The sequence below is a fragment of the Hydrogenophaga sp. H7 genome (genome assembly GCF_002025745.1).
GTDB lineage: Bacteria > Pseudomonadota > Gammaproteobacteria > Burkholderiales > Burkholderiaceae_C > Hydrogenophaga > Hydrogenophaga pseudoflava.
Map to the genome: position 1 here is coordinate 119,017 of NZ_MCIC01000016.1, position 18,799 is coordinate 137,815.

The window sequence follows — 18,799 nt, forward strand, 5'->3', positions numbered from 1 at the left end:
CCGTCCTGCCGAGGGGTGTCGCGCAGCAGGCCGTCCTGCTGGCCGGTTTCACAAGGGTTCGGTCAGGCGGGGTCCCAGACGATCAATTGAATGGGCGTCGGGTTGTAGGCGTTGCAGGGGTTGTTGAGCTGCGGGCAGTTGCTGATCAGCACCCACAGGTCCATCTCGGCGCGCATCTCCACGTACTTGCCGGGGCCGGACACGCCGTCGTCGAACTTCAGCCCGCCTTCGCCGGTAACAGGAACGTTCATGAAGAAGTTGATGTTGGGCACCAGGTCGCGCTTGGTCAGGCCGATGTCGGCGCGCTGCAGCGCGATGAGGTAGTTGTCGCGGCAGCTGTGCATGAACTTCTTCTGCAGCGCGTAGCGCACGGTGTTGCTCTCGGCCGCGCAGGCGCCGCCCAGCGTGTCGTGCCGGCCGCAGGTGTCGGCCACGATGGTGAGCATGGGCCGCGCCTCGTTGCTGCGGATCACCGAGCCGGTGGTCAGGTAGATGCCGCCCTGGTGCAGCATGGTATCGGTGGCGCTGTAGTGCTCGGCCAGGTCGTCGCGGTTGTAGAAGATCACGTCGGCGGCCTGGTTGCCTTCGAGGTCGACGATGCGCAGGGTCTGGCCTTTGTTGACGGCGAACAGGATGGGCTCGCCCGCGGGGTGGCGCTGGTTGAGTACAGCGTTCGCCGGGTCGAGCGCGCTTTCCTGGATGCGGATGTCGGTGGCGGTGGATTCGGTGGTGGCGTTCATGGCTTCGTCTCCTCGCTCACAGGTAGAGCATGTCGCTGTTGTGCAGGGCGCGCGCGTTCTCCGGGCGGAAGGCGCGGCAGGCGTCGTTGGCCGGCGCGGCGCCGCAGCGCCAGGCCAGCAGACCGACCTTCTTCGGCGACCACTCGGTCGACGGGTCCAGCGGGTGCGGCGCGCTGGAGACCGCGACGATCACGTCCATGTCGAAGCGCAGTTCGACGAAGTCGCCCGCGCGGCTGTGGTCCTTTGCGAAATGGAAGCGGCCCTGTTCGTCCACGCTGACCTTGGAAAACAGGTTGACCGGCGCCACGAGGTCGCGCTTGGTGAGGCCGTATTTGCCGATCTCGATCAGCAGCCCGTCCTTGCCCGAGCGGTGCATGGCGTTGCGCGCCTTTTCGTAGGGCAGCGCGCCGTACTTCGCGTCCATCAGCTCGTTGTCCAGCAGTGCGCCCAGCGGGTCGTGCCAGCCCAGGCTGTCGGCCGTGACGCTGGCCATGCTGCGGCCCATGTCGCTCATCAGCACATGGCCCTTGCCGTAGTGCGCGGTGTGCTGCGCCTTGAGGCTGTCGGGCATGTTGTAGCGCTCGAGCTTTTCCAGCGCCGAGTACATGACCACGCTCACATTGGCGCCGGCTTCCAGCGCCACGAAGCGGATCGCGCTGCCGCGCGGCATGCGCCAGCTCCAGTGGCTGCCGCCGGGCATGACTTCGCTCCACATCGCGTGGCCGGTGTGCACGCCCGCCAGCGCGGTTTGCGGAAAACGCTGCCACAGCGCGGGCGCGTCCACCGGCATCGCGGCCGGCGGGTTGGAGGGGATCACGCTCAGCGGGTCGGTGAGCGTCTCGGGCAGGGGGTAGGTGGGGGTGGGTGTCATACGGTCTCCGCGGTCAGGCCGGACAGGCGCTGCAGTTGTTCGAGGTCGGTCTTCATGCCCGAGGTTTCCCGGATGCGTTCGAGGATCTCGCGCTTGAGCGCGAGGAACTCCGGCGCGTGCTTGAGGTCCTGGGTGCGCTGGTCGCCGAAGGGCACGTCGTAGATGGTGTCGATGCGGCCCGGGCGCGGCGCCATCAGCACCACGCGGCCGCCCAGGTAGATGGCTTCTTCCACGTCGTGGGTGACAAAGACGATGGTCGCGCGCTCCAGCCGGTGCACGTGGCGGATCAGGTCGTGCATCACCTCGCGCGTCTGCGCGTCCAGCGCGCCGAAGGGCTCGTCCATCAGCAGGATGCCGGGCCGGCCCATGAGCGCACGCGCAATGGCCACGCGCTGCTGCATGCCGCCCGAAAGCTGGTTGGGCCAGGCGTTGGCCGAGGCCTGCAGGCCCATCAGGCGCAGCAGCGCGTCGGCGCGGCCCGAGGCGGCTTCGACCTGAGCGGACGTGTGGTCCTTGCGGTGCGCGGCGAGCTGGCGGCAGAACTTGATGTTCTCCATCACCGACATCCAGGGGTAGAGGCTGTAGTGCTGAAACACCATGGCGCGGTCGATGTCGGGGCCGGTGACGGGCCGGCCGTCCACCAGCAGCTCGCCGCTGGTGTGCGTCTCCAGCCCGCCGATGGTGCGCAGCAGCGTGCTCTTGCCGCAGCCCGAGGCGCCGACGAAGGTGACGAACTCGTTGTGCGCGATGTCGAGGTTGATGTGCTCCAGCGCGTTCAGCGGCGCGCCGTCGAAGCGCTTGTGCAGGTCGCGGATCTGGATCTTGGGGATCAGGGGGTTGAAGGCGGGAAAGCGCATGGCGGTCAGCCTTTCAGGTAGAGCCAGGGAAAGGCGCGGCGGTGCAGCAGCCGGAAGGCCTGGTCCGTCGCCAGACCGATGAGGCCGATGACGATGATCCCGGCGAAGATGGTGTCGGTCTGCAGGAAGCGCTGCGCGCGCAGGATGGCGTAGCCCAGGCCCGAGTTGGCCGCCACCAGCTCGGCCACCACCAGGTAGGTCCAGGCCCAGCCCATGGTGATGCGCAGCGTGTCCAGCAGCGCGGGCTTGGCGCTGGGCAGGATGACTTTTTCGATCAGCTCGCTGCGGGTGGCGCCCATGGTCTGCGCCGCCTCGACCTGCGCGGCCGGCACGCGGCGCACGTCCTCGGCCACCATCAGCACCATCTGGAAGAAGGTGCCGATGAAGATGATGGCGATCTTGGACCCCTCGTCGATGCCCACCCACAGCATCACCAGCGGAATGAAGGCCACCGCCGGCATGTAGCGGATGAAGTCGGTCAGCGGCTCCAGCAGCGCCTGCACCGAACGGTAGGAGCCGATGAACAGGCCCAGCGGCAGCGCAATCACCGCCGAGAGCAGAAAGCCGGCCACAACGCGGTAGGTGCTGACCGCCATGTCGTCGATCAGGTCGTTCTCGGTCAGCCACACCCAGAACTTGCCCAGCACCGCCGCGGGCGAAGGCATGAAGGTCGGGTCCAGCCCGCCCCAGGCGGCCAGCGCGGCCCAGGCCAGCAGCGGCAGCACGAGGCCGGAGAGCGCGAGCACCCAGTAGGCGCGGCGGTTGATGGGCGCGCGCACCGTCCAGAGCGAGGACAGCGGACGGCGCGCTGGCGGCAGCGCAGCCGCCTCGGCGGCAGGCGCCGGGACCACCAGCGGAAACGAAGGGGGAGACGTGGACATGCGCGGGCTCCTGTACGGGGGGACGACGGCCAGAGAGGCTCGCGCCACCGCATCAGCGGCATGCCAGCTTCTCCCGGGCTTTTGTCCCTCCGTGGAGCCACACGATCGTGGCCGACCGCTCTCGGACCAGTCAGTGCCTGTCGGCACCCGGAACCCTAGCGGTCATTCAAGGCTGCGAGTCACTGTTTTGGTGCACTCGCCTCTCTGTGCTGCTTAGTTAGCAGGTTTGGTGCCAGGACTACAGCAGCTGATACGGACCCAGCAAAGCTCCGTAGGGGCATTGCTGCGTAGTGCTAACAACTACGAGCCGACAAAGCTGTCAATGCGACAAGCAAACGTTCTTGGTTACAACACTTTGTAACAACGGAGCCACCAAGATAAGCAAACCCTTAAAAACTCAGGCGAATGATCTTCTCTCAGCCAAAAAACTTGACTCTGAGTACATGAACTTTTTTTGATTCTCTGTGTTGACAGTCATGTCATTTCATGGAGAATACTGGATATGAACACAGAAATTCCGATGACCACTTCAGATCGACGCAAGACAGGCGGCGGGAAGCTCTCTCGCTCAGAGACCGTTTCGGTTCGACTGGACCCGAAGCTGCGCTATCTCGCAGAACTCGCGGCAAAGCGTCAGCGGCGCGCTCTCTCTAGCTACATAGAGTGGGCTATAGAGAACAGTCTGGCGTCGGTCCATTTGGACCTCAACGGCAATGCCACCATTGCCGACGAGGCGGAAGCACTTTGGGACGTTGACGAAGCAGATCGCTTTGCCAAGCTGGCATTGCGTCACCAAGACCTACTAACTCACGAGGAGCAGATCCTTTGGAAGCTCGTCCGTGAGAACGGGCTTCTGTGGCACGGGAGGTATGTTGGCTTCGACCAAGAGTTCACCTGGGATGTGGAAGAACAGTCACTGATTTTTGAAAGACTCCGCGAGCACTGGAGCCTCTTTCAAAAAGTTGCCTCGGGTGAACTGGGTGCTAAGGAGCTGCCGACCTGGGTTCGAACGAAACCCAAACAAGCCCCGACGACCACTACGACAAAGAACGGATTTGAGGACATGAACGACGACATTCCGTTCTAGATCGTCGTCCAAAAGGCGAAGGGCCAAGCGTGCGACCGCTTGACCCTTCATTGCACAACAGCCCCTTGACCGGGAGTTCAGCTAGTGAACTTGAGCTAGCAGATATGAGAGGTCTCGTGTCTTATTCGAGCAACCAAAGAAGAGCTTGACCGCTACCTGCACACGGTGTGCAAAGCCGTGTGCGGGTAGTTTAAGCGCTCAAGAAGTGCGGGCGACACATGCCCGCACCGGCTCGCAAACTATTCACTTTGAGAGAGCAAAAAATGGCTCAGTACAAATACGGTCAGTTGTTAGTTCAAAGCCAGCACAAAGCCTTCGATGAGTTGGCGTCCCCTGGCACTCAAGCGGCCAATGCAGGTATTTACCGGTGTGCAGTCTGTGGCGACGAAATTGGGATCGCAAAGGGTCACACGCTGCCCCCACAAAACCACCACCAACATGCCCCTGGAAGCGGTCCTATCAAGTGGCAGTTGTTGGTCTTCGCGCAACAGCGATAGCTGGTCAAAGCATGTCAGGGCAACCTGACATGCTTTTTCTCCCCTCGCTTCCACGCAATACAAGCGCACCACCCAGATTCCACCCATGACCCCCTGGCAACTCCAGCAAATGATCAAAGCCTCCGGCTGGCCCCTGGCCGCGGAGCATCTCGCGCCCGGCGCCGACTTCAACGCGCGGCTGGAGGGCGGGCTGGTGCCGCTGCACTGGGCCTGTGCGGGCGGCAAGGCGGGGGTGGTCAAGTTCATGATCGAGCACGGCGCCAACGTGCTGGACGCGGCGGCCGATGGGCAGACGCCGCTGACGATGGCGGTGGGCTCGGGCAGCTTTCAGGTGCTGATGCTGGTGATCGACAAACTCAAAGCGCTGGGCGCGCCGCCGCCGGACGAGGCGCTGCGCCGGCGGATGGCCGAGACCTTCGGCCAGAGCCACACCGACGCGAAGAACCGGCTGCTGCAGACGCTGCGCGACTGGGACCGCATCGCGAAGAAGCAGCGCCCGCCGGCGGGCTGAATCACACCGCCGCGTCGCCCGCGCCCCAGCGCCGCTGGACGGCCGACTCCTCTTCCACCGCGCGTTCGAAGCGCTCCAGCCCGATCTGGTTGAGCACGCGCTTGAACTCGCGGGCCACCTCGGGTTTGAGGTCCGCAATGCGCCGGGCCGCGGCCAGCGACACCGCATCGAGTTCGTCCGCCGGCACGCAGCGGTAGACCAGGCCCCAGGCCAGCGCCTGCGTGGCGTCGAACGGTTCGCCCAGCAGCGTCAGCGCCTTGGCGCGCATGGGACCGATGGCGGCGGGCAGGGTGGCCACCAGGCCGCCGGTGACGAAGACGCCGAGCGAGGCTTCGGGCAGCTTGAACTTCGCGCCGTCGGCGGCGAAGACGATGTCGGCGTTCATCGTCCATTCGAAGCCCGCGCCGACCGTCCAGCCGTGCACGGCGGCAATCACCGGGCAGCGGTGCGCCACGATGGCGCGCGAGACGGCCTGCACGAGTTCCAGGTCTTTGTCGGTGGGCGCAGCGCTGACGTCGCGGCCGGCACAGAAGGCGCGGCCGTTGCCGCGCAGGCGGATGGCGCGCACCGCGGGGTCGGTGGCGGCGGTGTTGAGCGCGTCGAGCAGGGCCTCGGCCAGCGGGTTGTGGATGGCGTTGAGCTTGTCCGGGCGGTTGAGCGTGAGCGTGAGGACGCCGGCGTCGGATTCGCAAATGAGGGTGGATGTGGCGGGCATGGCGCAGTCTGACAGGCTGGCGGCGTTCAGAACATGACGGAGCGGTGCGCCGCCGCGCCGGTCATGGCGCCATCGCCCACGGCCAGCGCCACGTTGCCGGCGGCGCGCGCGGCGTCGCCGCAGGCGAACACATGAGGCACGCTGGTCTGCCCCATGCGGTCCACATGGATGAACGGGCCCAGGGGCCCTTGCTCGAAGGCGCAGCCCAGCTGTTCGGCCACGGGGCTGGCCATGTGCATGCGCGCCTGGGCGAACAGCCCGGCCATGGCGCAGCGGCGGCCATCGGCCAGCACCACGTCAGCAACGCCTTCGATGCGCGCGACGGGGGTGCGCTCGATCTGCGTGCCGCGCCGGGCGAGCAGGGCCAACTCGTCGGCCGACGGGGTGAAGGCGTCGTTGAGGAACAGCGTGGTCGGGCCCCAGTCGGGCAGCATGGCGGCCTGGTGCAGGGCGGCGGGCGAGGTGGCAACGACGCCAATGGCGCCCTCGTGCAGTTCGTAGCCGTGGCAGTAGGGGCAATGAAACACGCTGCGGCCCCAGCGCTCGGCCAGCCCGGGCACGGGCGGCATTTCGTCGCGCACGCCGGTGGCCAGCACCAGCCGCGCGGCGCTCACCTCGGCGCCGCCCACGCGGAAGCCCAAGCGCCCGTCGGGCCGGTGGTGCGCGTCTTCGGCCAGGCCGTCGATCCACCGCACGTTCGGGTAGGCCAGCAGCTGCTGGCGCGCCTCGGCGGCGATGGCGGCGGGTGCGCGCCCGTCCTGCCCCAGGAAGCCGTGCGCCGTGGCGCCGGCCTCGTCAACAAAGCGGTTGCGGCGCTGGCCGGCGTCCACCACCAGCACCTGGCGGCGCGCCCGCGCAAGTTGCAGCGCGGCCGACATGCCGGCGTAGCTGCCGCCGATGACGGCGAATTCAGTGTTCATCATGGAAGTGCTCCTCGGGCCGTTGGCGCACCGCACCACGGGCCAACAGACGTCGATGAAAGTCGCGCGAGAGCGCCGCCAGCGTCACGCCGTCCAGCCGCCGCAGCAGCGCCGCCTCGGCCTCCTGCACGGCGCTGGTCAGTGCGTCGTTGACCGCCAGGGCGACCAGGCACTCCGGCCGGTCTTCGCGAAAGCCCAGCGACACCAGGGCCGGCGCACCCAGCGCCTCGTGGATGTCACGCAGCGTCACCTGCTCCAGCGAACAGGTGAGCACCCAGCCGCCGCCATGGCCCTTGGCCGAGCCGACAAAACCCGCATCGCGCAGCCCGCCCATCAGCCGGCGCAGCACCACCGGGTGGGTCTGCATGGCCGTGGCCAGGGTGTCGGAGGTCATGGGCGCATCGCGCTCGGCCATGTGCAGCAGCACATGGAGCACGTCGGACAGCTGGCTGTTTTGTTTCATGCAACATTATTAGTTGCATGAAAGTGACCCCGGGTTGCCAGGGGCCATTCGCCCGGCGGTGGTGGCGCTGCCGGCGTAGGACCCGTCCTACCGCCGGATTGCGCGTTCACCGATGCCGGGGCAACGGCATGACCAACAGAATGAACCACAACAGAAAGGAGTGCCTCATGACACAACAGACTGGATTCATCGTTGGTAAGGTCGAGTTCCGCCCGGGCGACGGCGCGCTGATGCGCATCCCGAAGGGTCCGGTGGAGATCGAAACCACCAGGCTCGAAGCCACCCTGAGCTGGGTGGAAGGCGAAACCCACGGGGCTGCGGCCATGCCGCTGACCGACTTCAAACGCTACGTGACCAAGGGCGCGATTGCGCTGCCCTGAACGCGGTGCGGGCGTGAACAGTGGTGTGCGATTGACACCGTTTGTCACGCCCTGGCGGGCGGGCGGCGCCAGACTGCGCGCCCTGAAAGGAACAGAACAATGGACAAGTCGTTGATGAAGGGCATGGCGGTGGGCGGCATCGCCACCGTGGTGCTGGGGGCCGGCGCGGTCACCGGGTACCAGAAGCTGGCGCAACCCGAGGTGGCCGAGGTGGTGGCCGTGAAGCAGGTGCTGCAGACCGTGTCGACGCCGCAGGTGCGCTGCGAGAACGTGGCGGTGCGCCGACAGGCGCCGGTGAAGGACGAACACCGCATCGCCGGCACGGTGATCGGCGGTGTGGCGGGCGGCCTGCTGGGCAACCAGATCGGCGGCGGCAACGGCAAGAAGGTGGCCACGGTGGCGGGCGCGGTGGCCGGGGGCTACGCCGGTAACCAGGTGCAAAAGAATCTGCAGGAACGCGACGTGGTGACCACCACCGAGCAGCGCTGCAAGACGGTGCAGCAGAAGTCGCAGCGCCTGGTGGGCTACGACGTGACCTACCGGCTGGGCGGCCAGGAGGGCAAGACGCGCACATCCTTTGAACCCGGCGCCACGCTGCCGGTGAAGGATGGGCAGGTGGTCACCACGCCACCGCCGACGGAGGCGCGGTCATAGGTCATCCAGCCCCCGCGCTCACGCCGTCAGCGTGAGCAGGATGTCCGCGTACCAGGCGCAGTTCAGCCCCAGGGACTCGTCCTGCACGCGGTCGCGGTTGCCCATGTCCATGCGCGCCGAGTGCACGCCCAGCAGCTGCCAGGGCAGTGGTGCGCCCTCGCGCGTCATGCCGTGGTGGCGCGTCACCACCGGCGCCCCGCTGGTGCCGCGGTGGGTGCGCGCATCGGTGAGAAAGAAACCCCGGCCCTGGAAGCGCACACCGAACGGTGAGGCGATGGCCGCGTGGCGCAGCACCGGCAGCTGGTACACCGTGTCGCGAAAGCCCAGCGGGAAGCCGGCGATGCACAGGGCCGCATCGATGGGCACGCTGTCGAAGTCGCCGGGCAGGTGTTCCGGCGTGAAGGCGAAGACGATGGCCCCTCCGGGCAAGGCGCTGCGATCAATCTCCAGCACGCCCACGTCGATCTCGCCACCGCCGTCGGTGCCCTGGCGCCAGACGGCCGTCCCGTTCGCATACAGCAGCATGGAAAACTCGGTGCATCGCGAGAGGTTCTGGGCATCCAGGTGCAGCGTGATCGCCAGCCGGCTGGGGTGGTGGTGGCTGGGTTCGTCGATCAGCACATGGCGGCTGGTCACGAGGAACAGGCGGTCGTCGCGCTGGAAGAAGAAGCCGGAGGCGTTGGTCAGGGCGATGTCACCGTCGTAGGTGGTGACGCCCGGCGTGGCCAGGAACAGCGGGTCCACGGCGGGCGTGGGCGTGGGCGTGGGCGTGGTCGACGGGTCGGCAGGAGTTGCGTTCATGCCCGCAGTGTCGGCGCATTCGGGTGCCTGTGCCATGTGGGTGCTGCTATGACAGAGGCAGGCGGTCCAGGTAGGCCCGCACCAGCTCGTGCAGCCGCTCGCGCCCGAAGCTCGGGTCGTGGCCGGCGTGCACCACGTTCACCGGCAGGCCGAGCAGGCGCTCCATGGTGCGCGCGTAGGCGGCGCGGTCGGAGTGCGGCAGGGCGTCGAGCAGCGGACCGTCGTAGACCGCGTCACCCGAGAACAGGGTGCCTGTCCTGGCCTCCCACAGGCCGATGCTGCCGGGCGAGTGGCCGGGCAGGTGCAGCACCTCGAAGTGGCGGTTGCCCAGGTCGATCACGTCGCCGTCTTCCAGCTCGCGCGTGACCGTGGCCTGCCTGATCTCCCAGGCCGAGAGGTCGTAGTCCGGGCGCGGCAGGGCGGTGAGGGCGGCGCCACCGGTCTCGTAGCCGGGCGCCGCAAAGTCCAGGTGGGCGAGGTCGATGTCGCCCAGCGTGTAGGCCGGGTCGGCGCCACGCAGGCCGGGCGCTTCGAGCCGGTGACACCAGCATTCGGCGAACTCGTGGTGGCCGCCCACGTGGTCCAGGTGCACATGCGTGGCGAGCGCGGCGACGCGCTGGCCGAACAGGTGGCGCGAGGCCTGGTAGAGGCTGCTCACGCCCAGGCCGGTGTCGACCACCAGGTCGATGTCGCGGCCGCGGATGTGCCAGATGTTGCAGCGCAGCAGCGGGACAACGTGCGGCTCGGTGATGAGCGTGAGGCCGTCGCCGAGGGAACGGAATTCGAACCAGTCGCCGTCGAGGGTGGGGAGCATGGTGGGCCTGTGGTGGTGGCGGCCAGTCTAGGCCGGTGCCTCGCTGAACACCAGCTCGAAGTCGAGCAACGCATCGGCTGCATCGGGGTGGCGCTGCACCAGTTCGGCCAGGGTCTCGTCGGGCCGCAGGTCGGTGGGCCAGGCGGCGCGGCGCGGGCGCACGGTGAGGGTGTAGCGACCGGCCGTGAAGCGCATCGCGCCGGTGTGCTGGCCCTGGCCATCCAGCTCGGCCTGCGCGGCGTAGGGGCCGGTGGAGCCGGGCAGGCGCTCCCACACTTCCAGGTAGCGGCCATGCACGCCGGTCTCGATCACGCGCTCGGGCGTCTCGAACACCATGGTGCCGGCGTCGGGTGTGCTGCGCGGGGGCTGCACGTCCCAGCGGCGGTGCCAGGTGCAGATGTCGGGCTGGCCGCCCACACCGGGCGTGATGCGCGTGATACCGCAGAAGCCCTGCAGCAACGCGCGGCCGGCGGACGTCGCTGGGTCGATGCCCGCGGGCACGCGCAGGTCGGCGTGCCAGCCCTCGGTCTGCAGCCAGTGCACCTGCGTGGTCGTGTCGCGGCCCTCCGGCGTTTCCAGCAGGGTGCGTTGCCAGACGCCGCGGTAGGCGGCGGGCACGGGTTCGTCGGGCGCGGGCAGGTTCACCCAGAAGCTCATGCCGCCTCCCGGTTCGCGCGCGGCAGCGCGTTGAGCGCGGCCACGGCCTCGGCCGTGCTGCACACGCCGCCGAAGATGCCGCCCTCGACACCGATCATGGCCAGGGCCGGTGCCTGCAGCTCGGGCTGGCTGGCGGCGGTGGCGTCGCCCACGGTGGTGCAGACGAAGCCGCGGTCGATGGCTTCGCGCAGCGTGGAGTGCACGCACACCTCGGTGGTGACGCCGCACAGCAGCAGGCGGCGGATGCCGAAGGCGCCCAGCAGCGCGCCCAGCGTGGTCTTGTGGAAGGCGCCGTAGCCGGGCTTGTCGATCACGTGTTCGCAGGCCAGCGGGCGCAGCTCGGGCACGAAGTCGTGGCCCTGTTCGCCGCGCACCAGCAACCGGCCCAGCGGCCCGGGGCCGCCGATGCGCGCCCCGGCCGCCACGCTGCGCGCGAGCTTGGCCGGCGGGCAGTCCGAGAGGTCGGGCAGGTGGCCTTCGCGCGTGTGGAAGACGTGCAGGCCGGCGCCGCGCGCGGCCATCAGCAGCGCCTTCACCTGGCCCACCACGGCCTGCATGCGCGCGATGTCCAGCCCGGCCTGGTCGGCATAGCCGCCGGGGCTGCAGAAGTCGCGCTGCATGTCGATGACGATCAGCGCGGTGGTGGCGGGGTCGAGGTCGGCAAGGCTGTTCATGGGCGGGTGAATCCGGTGGTGATGGCGTCAGCCATGCGGCGCGCCACTTCATCGGCGAGCAGCTTTCCCTTGGTGGCATCGGAGCCCTTCGCGGACGACAGCACGCCCGAGGGCGGCACCCAGTCGGTGCGGCTGGGATACATGTCGTAGGGCGGGAAGTCGGCCGGGCCGTCGTCGGGCAGCAGGTCCATGCGCACCAGGCCGGGGTGGTGGTGCAGCATCATGGACGTCTCCAGCACGGCCGCGTGTTCGAGCGCGAAGCCGGGGAAGCCCTCGGGGAACACATGGCCCAGGGTCTCGGGCGTCATGAAGTCCCAGTACTCCAGCCGCATCACCTGCAGCGCACACGCCGGGTCGGCCGCTTTGGCGTCGCGCAGGCCGAGGTCGATGCCTTCGATCAGGAACCACTGGTTCTCGTAGTGGCCGTTGACGATGACGAGCTTGTCGACGCCGTGGCGCGCGAACTCGCGCACCGCGTCGCGCACCTGGCCGATGAGGGTGGCGGCGTCGACGCTGGTGGTGCCGCAGAAGTGCTGGCCGCCGCCGCACTTGGGCTGCGACTTGTAGCCGTAACTCAGCGTGGGTGCGACCAGGCCGCCCACGCGCGCCGCGGTGTCGGCGGCGACCGCGCTGGCCAGCAGGCCGTCGGTGCCCAGGGGCAGGTGCGGGCCGTGCTGTTCGAGGGCGCCCACCGGCAGCAGCACGGGCGGGTGCCCGGTGCGGATGTGCCGCTGGTAGTCGACCCAGGAGAGCTGGTTCATCCAGACGGTGGTGGTGTTCATGGTGTGCGGGGGCCGGTGGCGGCGACGGGGGTGGAGGTGCTTGTCTCGTTCATGGTCTGGTCGGCGGGTGGCAACAGGGCTTCGGCCAGCGCCGCGAAGCTGATCAGCGCGCCGCCGGCCCAGCCCATGGGGCTGAGGCTCTCGCCACCGAATGCAATGGCCGTGCCCACCGAGACCAGCAGTTCCGCCAGCAGGATGACGCCGGCGCGGCTGCTTTCCAGGTGGCTCACGCCGTACTGCCAGGTGACGGTGGCCAGCAGCATCCAGCCGAAGCCGTAGGCCAGCAGCGCGAGCCACAGCCACGCACCGACGGCGGGCAGCTCGCGCCCAGTGAGGCCGGTGGCGATGGCGGACAGCAGGCCGCAGCCGACGAAGACGGCGAAGGTCTTGGTGCGCAGCGGCACACGGTGCGCGGCGCGCGCGATCACGTTGTTGGCGGCGAAGGCAAAGCCTGCCGACAGCGAGAGCGCGTCGACCCAGGTGAAGGCCAGCACCTCGGCGCCACCCAGGCCTGGCCCGCCCAGCACCAGCCACAGCCCGACGATGGCGCCCGCCACCGCGGCCCAGCGCGCGGGCGGGATGCGCTCCTTGAGGAACAGCCAGCCGCCCAGCACCGACCACACGGGGGAGAGGTAGAACAGGAACATCACCCGCGCCACGTCGCCCAGCATCACCGCGTTGACAAACGAGGTGTTGGCCCAGCCGCCGACCAGCGTGAGCGCGAGCACCAGGCCCCACTGGGCGCGCCAGGCCTTGCGGTCGCGCCAGAGCACGACCAGCGCCAGCAGCCCCACCGAGCCGTAGGTCAGCAGCGAGACCAGCGGGCCGGGCAGGCCCTGCGCGATGAAGCCTTTGAGCGGCATCCAGGTCAGGCCCCAGAGCGTGGCCGAGAACAGCAGCACGGCGGTGGCGACGCGGTCGGTGGGGTGGGCGGGCAGCAGGGTCATGGGGGAAGGTTCAGGTCATCACCGAGCCGCCGTTGGGGCCCAGCACCTGCCCGGTGTAGAAGCGCGAGAGGTCGCTGGCGAGGAAGAGCACGCTGTCGGCGATCTCCTCCGGTGCACCGAGCCGGTGCTGCGGGATCGCCAGCTCTTTCTCCACCCACTCGGCGCTCATGTGTTCGAGTGAGACCATGGCGGTGGCCACCGGGCCGGGCGCGACCGCGTTGGCGCGGATGTGTTGCGGCGCGAACTCGCGCGCCAGCGACTTGGTCAGGCCGATCACACCGGCCTTGGCCGCGCAATAGGGCGCGTAGCGCTCGCGGCCCAGGATGCCGAGATCGGACGCGATGTTGACGATGGCGCCACCGCCGCGCGCGAGCATGCCGGGGATGACCGCACGGCAGACCAGGAACACGGCCTTGAGGTCCACCGCCAGCATCCGGTCCCAGTCGGCCTCGGTGGTCTCCAGAAAGGGCTTCTCCTGAATGATGCCGGCGTTGTTCACCAGCACGTCCACGGCGCCCACGGCGTCGGCCATGCGCTGCACCGCGGCGGCGTCGCTCACGTCGGCCTCGACGGCCTGCGCATGGCCGCCGGCCAAGACGATCTCGCGCACCACGGCGTCGGCCGCGCCCGCCTGCCCGAGGTGGTTGACCCACACGAACGCACCCGCCTGCGCCAGGCGCAGTGCGCAGGCGCGGCCGATGCCGGTGGCCGCACCGGTGACCAGGGCCGTGCGGCCCTGCAACGACATCGTGGGGAGCGTCGAGACCGTCACAGCATCACCTCGCCGTGGCTTGGGCACAGGCACTGCCCCGTGAGCGCGGCCGAACCGTCGCTGGCCAGGAAGAGGAAGGTGTCGGCCAGGTCCTCGGGCGTGAGCATGACCGGCACGGCCTGGCGCGACAGGATGCCGCGCGGCCCAAGTTCCAGCGCCAGCGAGCGCGTGAGGCCGACGATGGCGTGCTTGCTGGCGCTGTAGGCCGAAAAACCCGCGACACCGATGCGCCCCCAGATGGAGGACTGGTGGATGACGCTGGCACCGCGGGGCAGGCACGGCAGCAGCGAGCGCGTGAGGCGCCACATGCCGCTGACGTTGTTGTCCAGCAGCGCGGCCCAGCGCGCGGTGGCACCCTCGGACGCGTCGTCGACGGGTGTCGGGTATTCGGTGCCGGCGTTGTGGACCAGCACGTCCAGCCGGCCGAACCGGTCGCCCACCTGGGCGGCGACGTCGGCCACCGCGGCGTCGCTGCCGAGTTCGCACACGGCGCTGTGCACCCGGTGGCTGTGCAGGGACTCGATCAGTGCATCCAGCGCCGCCGCCTCACGGTCCACCAGCAACAGCCGCGCGCCCTGCGCCGCGAACGCGCGCGCCAGCGCCTGACCGATGCCCCCGGCCGCGCCGGTGAGCAACACGGTGCGGTCCTCCAGGCCGTAGCGGACGGTCATACCGCCGTGAGGAAGGACACGCCCACGGCACCGATGAAGCCGTCGGCGCGGTGCGGGGTGCCGGGTGGCAGCACCTGGCCGTAGTCCTTGGCCAGCACGCGCGTGACGCGGTGGCGGTGGTAGGCGCGCAGCAGCTCGCCCACGGTCACCACCTGCGGGCTCTTGTCGGCATAGAGCTGGCGGTGCAGCGCGGGCAGCTGGTACCAGGGCGCGACGGGACGCTCGTGGTGCGCGTTGTGGAAGCCGAAGTTCAGCCACACCATGTTGAGCCACTTCGCATCGAGCCCGACCACGTCGCTGTAGGTGTTGGCCTGTTCGTAGGCGCGGTCGCGCAGCTTGTCCTGCGGGATCGGCTTGTCGTCCAGGATGGGGTAGGCGTCGTAGGTGTGCTGGAAGCAGTCGGCAAACCGCAACAGGTGCACGAACAGCAGGTAGGCCAGCGCGTACAGCACCAGCGCCTTGAGCGACCACGCCGCCAGCAGCGCCCAGGCCGAGAGCCGCACCACGGCCACGCCGAGGATGCGGCCGCGCGCCGCCTTCTTGCGCTCGTCCATGAAGGGCAGGGCGATGACGAAACCGCGCATCACGAACTCCACCGCCGGGATGTGCAGCCACTCCAGCGCCAGCACCACGCGCCGCACCAGCGGGTGCGCGCGCAGGAAGGCCTGGTGGTCGAAGGTGATGACATCGGCGCGCTCGACGTGGTGCCGCATGTGCTTGCGGCGCAGGTCGTCGAAGCTGGCGTAGGCGCTGCCGTTGATCCAGCTCATGGCCACGCCCCAGCGCTCGTTGGCCTGCGGCGTGCGGAAGATGGCCTGGTGGGCGAACTCGTGGATGAAGTAGGCCGACCAGGTGAGGGTGAGCGCGACCAGCAGCACGCCGGTGGCATTCAGCCACCAGGCGCTCTGGCCGAGCATCCAGATCCCTGCGGGCCAGCCCAGCACGGTCACCGCAAGGGCGAGCGTGTTGGGCAGCGCGCCGTCGGCGTGCCGGAACAGGGCGGGCATGGCGCGCACCCCGCTTACTTGACCAGCGCCTTGACCAGCGAAGCGTCGAAGGTGGCCTCGGTGGCCGGGATGGCGCTGATCTGGCCCTTGGCCTTGAGCAGCTGGCCGATCACCTCGCCGCTGGCGTAGTAGGACGTGGTTTCCTTGGCCGGCAGGAAGGCCTTGGGCATCTCGGCCAGCGGGATGTTGTAGACGCCGCTCATCTGTTCCTTGGCTTCCTTGGCCGAGACACCCATGAACTTGCCGATGATCTTGGCGGCCTCGTCGGGCTTGGCCTTCATGTAGGCCATGCCGTCGAGGTAGGCCTTGATGAGGCCGGTGATTTCGGTCGGCTTGGCCTTGATGACCTTGTCGTCGAACACCAGCACGTCGGCGATCAGGCCGGGCGCGTCCTTGGACGAGAACACCACCTTGAACTTCTTGCCGCCGCCCTGGCCCAGCACCTGCGACAGGCTGGGCTCGTAGGTCACGCCGATCGGCAGCTGGCCCGAGGCCATCGCGGCGGGCACGGCTTCGGGCGTCATGCTGACCGGGCTGATGTCCTTCTCGCCCAGGCCGTTGATCTTGAGCGCGTAGGACAGCAGGAAGTCGCTCGGCGAGAGCGGGTTGTAGCCCACCTTCTTGCCCTTGAAGTCCTTGACCGACTGGATGGACGCGTCGGCCACGATGGCGTCGCCGCCGTTGGAGTAATCGATGGGCATGACCACCTTCATGGCCTTGCCGGCCGCCACCTGGCCGACCACCTGGTCGTAGGTCAGCATGCCGCCGTCCACAGCGCCCGAGGCGATGGCGGGCGGGATCAGCGCCGGGTCGGTGAAGACCTGCAGCGAGACCTTGAGGTTGTACTTCTTGAACAGGTCCAGCGACTCGGCCACGTAGAACGGGCCGTAGCCGATCCACACCACGGTGGCGATCTTCATGTTGGTGGGGGCGGCCATCGCGGCCGCGGTGGCCAGCGAGAGCGCCACGCCCAGTGCGGGCTTGAACAGCCGGCCGAACAGGGACGACGAAGGGGTGGACGCTGCGGGAGAGGAGAAGAGACCAGCCAGTTTCATGTGAAGCTCCATGTGGTGAGGGACGGGCGCAGGAGAGACGATCTGATGTCGTTCTCCCGGGCTTTTGTCCCTCCGTGGAGCCTGCGATGAGGCCGGCCCACTCTCGGACCAGACCCTGCGCTGCCGCAGACGGAACCCTAGTGGACCTACGCACGAGCCGCTGCAACCACCGGTCACAGACCGCTCATCCATGCTGATACCCCCCAATGCATGGAGCGTGCCAGGGTTGGCAGGGCCTTTGAACGCGCCCGGCGCACCAAAGCGCGTCAGAAACAGGGCGCTTCGGCCAGGCGGTGAACAGACTTGGTGCGCCGGACCCTGGCGCACCGGGTGGCGCTCAGTCGTCGCCCAGGTCCTTGCCATGGCTGCTGCGCCAGATGGCGCGCACCAGCCACAGGCCGCCGGCAAACGCGCTGGCAAAGCCGATGAAGCCGAACGCCGGCAAGCCGAACAGGGTCGGGCCACCCTGCACCGTCATCACGATCGAGGAGCCGACGATGAGCGCGGCAATGATCAGCGCCATCGCCAGCCGGTTGGCCGCGCGGTCGATCTGGTCGCCCACCCGCTTGAGGTGCGCGATGTCGATGCCCACGTGCACCTTGCCGCGGCGCGCATTGCGCAGCAGCCGCGTGAGGTCGTCGGGCAGCTGCTCGGCCACCGAGAGCACCCGGCGCAGCGTCTTCCAGGCCCGCGTGGCCATGGCCTTGGGCTGGTAGCGCGCGCGCACCACCTGCTTGAGCAGGGGCAGCGCCTCGCTGGTCATGTGGAAGTCCGGGTCCAGCCCGCGACCCATGCCTTCGAGCGTGATGAAGGCCTTGATCAGCAGCGCCAGGTCGGACGGCAGGCCCAGCTGGTGGCCGCGCAGGATGCCCGTCACGTCGCCCAGCATCTGGCCCAGGTTGAGCTCGGCCAGCGGCGCGCCGTGGTACTGGTCGACGAAGGTCTCGATCTCGGTTTCCAGCGAGGAGAGGTTGGCGGTGTGGGCGTCGCCCGCCCAGTCCAGCAGCACGTCGGCCACGGTGCGCGGGTCGCGCTCGACCAGGCCCATCAGCAGCTGCAGCAGCTCCTCGCGGCGGCGCGCCGAGAGGCGGCCGACCATGCCGAAGTCGATGAAGGCGATGCGGTTGTCCGGCAGGTAGAACACGTTGCCGGGGTGCGGGTCGGCGTGGAACAGGCCGTCCTGCACGATCTGCTTGAGCACCGCCTGGGCGCCGCGGCGCGCCAGCAGGGTGCGGTCCAGCCCGGTTTCGTCGAGCTGGGCCAGCTCGTGGCCCGCGATGCCCTGGACGAAGTCCTGCACGTTCACGCGCGAGCGGGTGAAGTCCCAGTGCACCCTGGGCACCACGATCCAGGGCAGGCCAGCCATGTTGGTGGCAATGCGCTCGGCGTTGCGGCACTCGCTGGCCAGGTCCAGCTCGCGGCGCAGCGACTGCGCCAGCTCGCGCACCAGCTGCTGCGGGCGGTAGGGCTTGAGAGCGGGCAACTCGGCCTCGGCCAGCGCCGCCAGGCGGCCCATCAGCCGCAGGTCGGCCTCGATGGTGCGGTCGATGCCCGGGCGGCGGATCTTGACCACCACCTCGGTGCCGTCGTGCAGCTGGGCGCGGTGCACCTGCGCGATGGAGGCCGCCGCCAGCGGTTCGGTGTCGAAGCGCGCGAACACCGCCTCGGGCTCGCCGCCCAGGTCCTCGCGCAGCTGCGGCCGCAGCTCGTCCAGCGGCAGGCCGGGCACGTTGCTGTGCAGCTTCTCGAACTCGGCGATGTACTCGGGGCCGAACAGATCGGCGCGCCCGGCGAGGATCTGGCCGAGCTTGACGAAGGTGGGCCCCAGCTCTTCGAGCACCAGGCGCAGCTGCACCGGCGGCTCCAGTTTTGCGAGGTCGGCCGCGTGCTCCCAGCGCAGCGCATGGCCGGCGCGCTCCAGCCGGTCGGCCAGGCCGAGCCGGCGCACGCTGTCGCCAAAGCCGTGGCGGATGAGCACGCCCAGGATCTGGTTGAGGCGGCCCATGTCGCGGGCCGAGCCCAAAGTTTCGATCAGCATGCGGC

At 68.8% G+C, this 18,799-nt stretch carries 22 protein-coding genes and 2 riboswitches; of the genes, 4 read left to right on the forward strand and 18 right to left on the reverse strand.

Features of this window, described 5'->3' with window-relative positions; all coding sequences use genetic code 11:
• Positions 1-62: 62 nt before the first annotated feature.
• The 4 genes from BC358_RS14090 to BC358_RS14105 form a co-directional block, all read right to left on the reverse strand.
• The gene (locus BC358_RS14090) at positions 63-740 is read right to left on the reverse strand and encodes an urea amidolyase associated protein UAAP2 (protein ID WP_079366318.1); all 678 of its coding nucleotides are present in this window, start codon (positions 738-740) and stop codon (positions 63-65) included.
• Between the two features lie 16 nt (positions 741-756).
• Positions 757-1,455: an urea amidolyase associated protein UAAP1 gene (locus BC358_RS14095; RefSeq protein ID WP_218669501.1), complete on the reverse strand. Its 699-nt coding sequence runs from the start codon at positions 1,453-1,455 to the stop codon at positions 757-759.
• 152 nt (positions 1,456-1,607) lie between these two features.
• A complete protein-coding gene (locus BC358_RS14100; RefSeq protein ID WP_079366319.1) occupies positions 1,608-2,468 on the reverse strand; it encodes an ABC transporter ATP-binding protein in 861 nt (286 codons plus the stop codon).
• A 5-nt stretch (positions 2,469-2,473) separates the two neighbouring features.
• Positions 2,474-3,349, reverse strand: coding sequence for an ABC transporter permease (locus BC358_RS14105; protein WP_079366320.1), 876 nt, complete (start codon positions 3,347-3,349; stop codon positions 2,474-2,476).
• A 68-nt stretch (positions 3,350-3,417) separates the two neighbouring features.
• Positions 3,418-3,519, reverse strand: a riboswitch (guanidine-I (ykkC/yxkD leader).
• A 332-nt stretch (positions 3,520-3,851) separates the two neighbouring features.
• Here BC358_RS14105 and BC358_RS14110 point away from each other — a divergent pair.
• A complete protein-coding gene (locus BC358_RS14110) occupies positions 3,852-4,436 on the forward strand; it encodes a hypothetical protein (protein WP_079366321.1) in 585 nt (194 codons plus the stop codon).
• 606 nt (positions 4,437-5,042) lie between these two features.
• Positions 5,043-5,444 (forward strand): ankyrin repeat domain-containing protein, encoded by a 402-nt coding sequence (locus BC358_RS14120; protein WP_179130084.1) that lies wholly within the window; start codon positions 5,043-5,045, stop codon positions 5,442-5,444.
• Between the two features lies 1 nt (position 5,445).
• Here BC358_RS14120 and BC358_RS14125 read toward each other — a convergent pair whose 3' ends face one another.
• Genes BC358_RS14125 through BC358_RS14135 form a run of 3 tightly spaced genes read right to left on the reverse strand, consistent with a single transcriptional unit; the run spans position 5,446 to position 7,542 of the window.
• The gene (locus BC358_RS14125; RefSeq protein WP_079366324.1) at positions 5,446-6,159 is read right to left on the reverse strand and encodes an enoyl-CoA hydratase/isomerase family protein; all 714 of its coding nucleotides are present in this window, start codon (positions 6,157-6,159) and stop codon (positions 5,446-5,448) included.
• Between the two features lie 26 nt (positions 6,160-6,185).
• Positions 6,186-7,082, reverse strand: coding sequence for an NAD(P)/FAD-dependent oxidoreductase (locus tag BC358_RS14130; RefSeq protein WP_079366325.1), 897 nt, complete (start codon positions 7,080-7,082; stop codon positions 6,186-6,188).
• Positions 7,069-7,542, reverse strand: a complete 474-nt coding sequence (locus BC358_RS14135) for an Rrf2 family transcriptional regulator (protein ID WP_079366326.1) — start codon at positions 7,540-7,542, stop codon at positions 7,069-7,071. The genes BC358_RS14130 and BC358_RS14135 overlap by 14 nt, the downstream gene beginning before the upstream one ends.
• 167 nt (positions 7,543-7,709) lie before the next feature.
• Here BC358_RS14135 and BC358_RS14140 point away from each other — a divergent pair, with 167 nt between their 5' ends.
• A complete protein-coding gene (locus BC358_RS14140; protein ID WP_079366327.1) occupies positions 7,710-7,922 on the forward strand; it encodes a hypothetical protein in 213 nt (70 codons plus the stop codon).
• A gap of 99 nt (positions 7,923-8,021) precedes the next feature.
• Positions 8,022-8,576: a glycine zipper 2TM domain-containing protein gene (locus BC358_RS14145; RefSeq protein WP_079366328.1), complete on the forward strand. Its 555-nt coding sequence runs from the start codon at positions 8,022-8,024 to the stop codon at positions 8,574-8,576.
• 18 nt (positions 8,577-8,594) lie between these two features.
• Here BC358_RS14145 and BC358_RS14150 read toward each other — a convergent pair whose 3' ends face one another.
• The 11 genes from BC358_RS14150 to BC358_RS14200 form a co-directional block, all read right to left on the reverse strand.
• Complete coding sequence (locus tag BC358_RS14150; RefSeq protein WP_079366553.1) at positions 8,595-9,377, reverse strand: trypsin-like peptidase domain-containing protein; 783 nt, start codon at positions 9,375-9,377, stop codon at positions 8,595-8,597.
• A 46-nt stretch (positions 9,378-9,423) separates the two neighbouring features.
• Positions 9,424-10,191 carry an MBL fold metallo-hydrolase gene (locus tag BC358_RS14155; RefSeq protein ID WP_079366329.1) on the reverse strand — a complete coding sequence of 256 codons (768 nt, stop codon included), beginning with the start codon at positions 10,189-10,191 and terminating at the stop codon, positions 9,424-9,426.
• Positions 10,192-10,218: 27 nt separating this feature from the next.
• Positions 10,219-10,848 carry a hypothetical protein gene (locus tag BC358_RS14160; RefSeq protein ID WP_079366330.1) on the reverse strand — a complete coding sequence of 210 codons (630 nt, stop codon included), beginning with the start codon at positions 10,846-10,848 and terminating at the stop codon, positions 10,219-10,221.
• Positions 10,845-11,522, reverse strand: coding sequence for a cysteine hydrolase family protein (locus tag BC358_RS14165; RefSeq protein WP_079366331.1), 678 nt, complete (start codon positions 11,520-11,522; stop codon positions 10,845-10,847). Before BC358_RS14165 ends, BC358_RS14160 begins: the two co-directional genes overlap by 4 nt.
• Entirely contained in the window at positions 11,519-12,304 is a 786-nt protein-coding gene (locus BC358_RS14170; protein WP_079366332.1) for a creatininase, read from the reverse strand. Before BC358_RS14170 ends, BC358_RS14165 begins: the two co-directional genes overlap by 4 nt.
• Positions 12,301-13,251 carry a DMT family transporter gene (locus BC358_RS14175; RefSeq protein WP_079366333.1) on the reverse strand — a complete coding sequence of 317 codons (951 nt, stop codon included), beginning with the start codon at positions 13,249-13,251 and terminating at the stop codon, positions 12,301-12,303. Before BC358_RS14175 ends, BC358_RS14170 begins: the two co-directional genes overlap by 4 nt.
• 10 nt (positions 13,252-13,261) lie before the next feature.
• Complete coding sequence (locus BC358_RS14180; RefSeq protein WP_079366334.1) at positions 13,262-13,999, reverse strand: SDR family NAD(P)-dependent oxidoreductase; 738 nt, start codon at positions 13,997-13,999, stop codon at positions 13,262-13,264.
• 20 nt (positions 14,000-14,019) lie between these two features.
• Positions 14,020-14,694, reverse strand: a complete 675-nt coding sequence (locus BC358_RS14185) for an SDR family NAD(P)-dependent oxidoreductase (RefSeq protein ID WP_079366335.1) — start codon at positions 14,692-14,694, stop codon at positions 14,020-14,022.
• Positions 14,691-15,701 carry a fatty acid desaturase gene (locus tag BC358_RS14190; RefSeq protein ID WP_218669494.1) on the reverse strand — a complete coding sequence of 337 codons (1,011 nt, stop codon included), beginning with the start codon at positions 15,699-15,701 and terminating at the stop codon, positions 14,691-14,693. Before BC358_RS14190 ends, BC358_RS14185 begins: the two co-directional genes overlap by 4 nt.
• A gap of 14 nt (positions 15,702-15,715) precedes the next feature.
• The gene (locus tag BC358_RS14195; RefSeq protein WP_079366337.1) at positions 15,716-16,756 is read right to left on the reverse strand and encodes an ABC transporter substrate-binding protein; all 1,041 of its coding nucleotides are present in this window, start codon (positions 16,754-16,756) and stop codon (positions 15,716-15,718) included.
• Between the two features lie 51 nt (positions 16,757-16,807).
• Positions 16,808-16,908: riboswitch (guanidine-I (ykkC/yxkD leader) on the reverse strand.
• Between the two features lie 185 nt (positions 16,909-17,093).
• Complete coding sequence (locus BC358_RS14200) at positions 17,094-18,794, reverse strand: AarF/ABC1/UbiB kinase family protein (protein WP_079366338.1); 1,701 nt, start codon at positions 18,792-18,794, stop codon at positions 17,094-17,096.
• Positions 18,795-18,799 lie beyond the last annotated feature (5 nt).

Bases quoted from the DNA above. Each gene is read 5' to 3' on its own strand.
- BC358_RS14125 (WP_079366324.1), bottom strand. From the start codon at position 6,159: ATGCCCGCCACATCCACCCTCATTTGCGAATCCGACGCCGGCGTCCTC.
- BC358_RS14160 (WP_079366330.1), bottom strand. From the start codon at position 10,848: ATGAGCTTCTGGGTGAACCTGCCCGCGCCCGACGAACCCGTGCCCGCC.
- BC358_RS14165 (WP_079366331.1), bottom strand. From the start codon at position 11,522: ATGAACAGCCTTGCCGACCTCGACCCCGCCACCACCGCGCTGATCGTC.
- BC358_RS14100 (WP_079366319.1), bottom strand. From the start codon at position 2,468: ATGCGCTTTCCCGCCTTCAACCCCCTGATCCCCAAGATCCAGATCCGC.
- BC358_RS14185 (WP_079366335.1), bottom strand. From the start codon at position 14,694: ATGACCGTCCGCTACGGCCTGGAGGACCGCACCGTGTTGCTCACCGGC.
- BC358_RS14150 (WP_079366553.1), bottom strand. From the start codon at position 9,377: ATGAACGCAACTCCTGCCGACCCGTCGACCACGCCCACGCCCACGCCC.
- BC358_RS14105 (WP_079366320.1), bottom strand. From the start codon at position 3,349: ATGTCCACGTCTCCCCCTTCGTTTCCGCTGGTGGTCCCGGCGCCTGCC.
- BC358_RS14110 (WP_079366321.1), top strand. From the start codon at position 3,852: ATGAACACAGAAATTCCGATGACCACTTCAGATCGACGCAAGACAGGC.
- BC358_RS14090 (WP_079366318.1), bottom strand. From the start codon at position 740: ATGAACGCCACCACCGAATCCACCGCCACCGACATCCGCATCCAGGAA.
- BC358_RS14135 (WP_079366326.1), bottom strand. From the start codon at position 7,542: ATGAAACAAAACAGCCAGCTGTCCGACGTGCTCCATGTGCTGCTGCAC.
- BC358_RS14190 (WP_218669494.1), bottom strand. From the start codon at position 15,701: ATGCCCGCCCTGTTCCGGCACGCCGACGGCGCGCTGCCCAACACGCTC.
- BC358_RS14175 (WP_079366333.1), bottom strand. From the start codon at position 13,251: ATGACCCTGCTGCCCGCCCACCCCACCGACCGCGTCGCCACCGCCGTG.
- BC358_RS14170 (WP_079366332.1), bottom strand. From the start codon at position 12,304: ATGAACACCACCACCGTCTGGATGAACCAGCTCTCCTGGGTCGACTAC.
- BC358_RS14120 (WP_179130084.1), top strand. From the start codon at position 5,043: ATGATCAAAGCCTCCGGCTGGCCCCTGGCCGCGGAGCATCTCGCGCCC.
- BC358_RS14155 (WP_079366329.1), bottom strand. From the start codon at position 10,191: ATGCTCCCCACCCTCGACGGCGACTGGTTCGAATTCCGTTCCCTCGGC.
- BC358_RS14130 (WP_079366325.1), bottom strand. From the start codon at position 7,082: ATGATGAACACTGAATTCGCCGTCATCGGCGGCAGCTACGCCGGCATG.
- BC358_RS14200 (WP_079366338.1), bottom strand. From the start codon at position 18,794: ATGCTGATCGAAACTTTGGGCTCGGCCCGCGACATGGGCCGCCTCAAC.
- BC358_RS14145 (WP_079366328.1), top strand. From the start codon at position 8,022: ATGGACAAGTCGTTGATGAAGGGCATGGCGGTGGGCGGCATCGCCACC.
- BC358_RS14180 (WP_079366334.1), bottom strand. From the start codon at position 13,999: ATGTCGTTGCAGGGCCGCACGGCCCTGGTCACCGGTGCGGCCACCGGC.
- BC358_RS14095 (WP_218669501.1), bottom strand. From the start codon at position 1,455: ATGTGGAGCGAAGTCATGCCCGGCGGCAGCCACTGGAGCTGGCGCATG.
- BC358_RS14140 (WP_079366327.1), top strand. From the start codon at position 7,710: ATGACACAACAGACTGGATTCATCGTTGGTAAGGTCGAGTTCCGCCCG.
- BC358_RS14195 (WP_079366337.1), bottom strand. From the start codon at position 16,756: ATGAAACTGGCTGGTCTCTTCTCCTCTCCCGCAGCGTCCACCCCTTCG.